This is a genomic window from Phytoactinopolyspora halotolerans (assembly GCF_010550675.1).
Taxonomy (GTDB): domain Bacteria; phylum Actinomycetota; class Actinomycetes; order Jiangellales; family Jiangellaceae; genus Phytoactinopolyspora; species Phytoactinopolyspora halotolerans.
This window is the reverse complement of the sequence record NZ_JAAGOA010000064.1, coordinates 1-853: the sequence shown is the minus strand read 5'-3', so window position 1 is coordinate 853 and position 853 is coordinate 1. Positions and strand designations below refer to the sequence as shown.

At 65.5% G+C, this 853-nt stretch carries 1 protein-coding gene; it reads left to right on the top strand.

The window, feature by feature from the left end; translation table 11 throughout:
* Window positions 1-149: 149 nt before the first annotated feature.
* Entirely contained in the window at window positions 150-740 is a 591-nt protein-coding gene (locus G1H10_RS32100; protein ID WP_163745358.1) for a phosphotransferase family protein, read from the top strand.
* Window positions 741-853: the final 113 nt, after the last annotated feature.

Below are 853 nucleotides of genomic sequence, written 5' to 3'. Positions count from 1 at the left end.
GCGTCATCACCCGCACCGCCTACGGCTTCAAAGACCCCCACGCCCTCATCGCCCTGGCCATGCTCGCCCTCGGCGGATACCGCCCCGCCCTCCCCGGCCGCTAACCCACGGATCGGGACGGAGAGCCGAAAAAGAGCATGGAGAGCAGTGTGGGGACGGGCGCAGCGAAACTCGACGTGGAGACCTGGCGTCGGGGTGTCACGCGCGGAGAAGTCGAGCGGATTGTTGCAACTGTGTTCGACGCGAACGCCACGGTGGTCGCCATGCGCGCGTTGTCTGGGGGCATGTACAACTCGACGTGGGTTGTTGAGACGCAGGCGTATCCGGAACCGGTGGTGCTGCGCGTGGCGCCGGATCAGCACCTTCAGTTCCGCAGTGAATGGCAGCTGATGCGCAACGAGTACGCCGTGCAGCCTTTTCTCAGCGCGGCGCTGAGCGGATTCCTGCCGCGTGTCATTGCTGCTGACTGGTCGCTCCAGGTGATCGACCGCGACTATATGGTGTTGAGCATGCTGCCCGGGGTTCCGGCGCGAGAGGCGTTGGATCGCTATCCGCGGCCCACGTGGGCGGCCTACTTCGAGCAGATGGGCGGACTCACGAAGCGTGTGCACGCCGTGGCGGGCGACCGGTTCGGGACGGTGGCGGCACCCGCTCACGATCGCTGGAGCGGCGCGTTCTTGACGTCGCTGTCCCTGATCGCGCAGGACAGTGCGCGGTGCGGCCTAATACTCCAGCCGTAGATCGTGATCTTCATATTCGACCCGCTGTTCGGCGTTGATAGTGGCAGTGCCGGGATCTGTGCTGGTGTCTGCGGCGCCAGGTTGACCAGCGCATACAGCGCATCCGGTTGGCG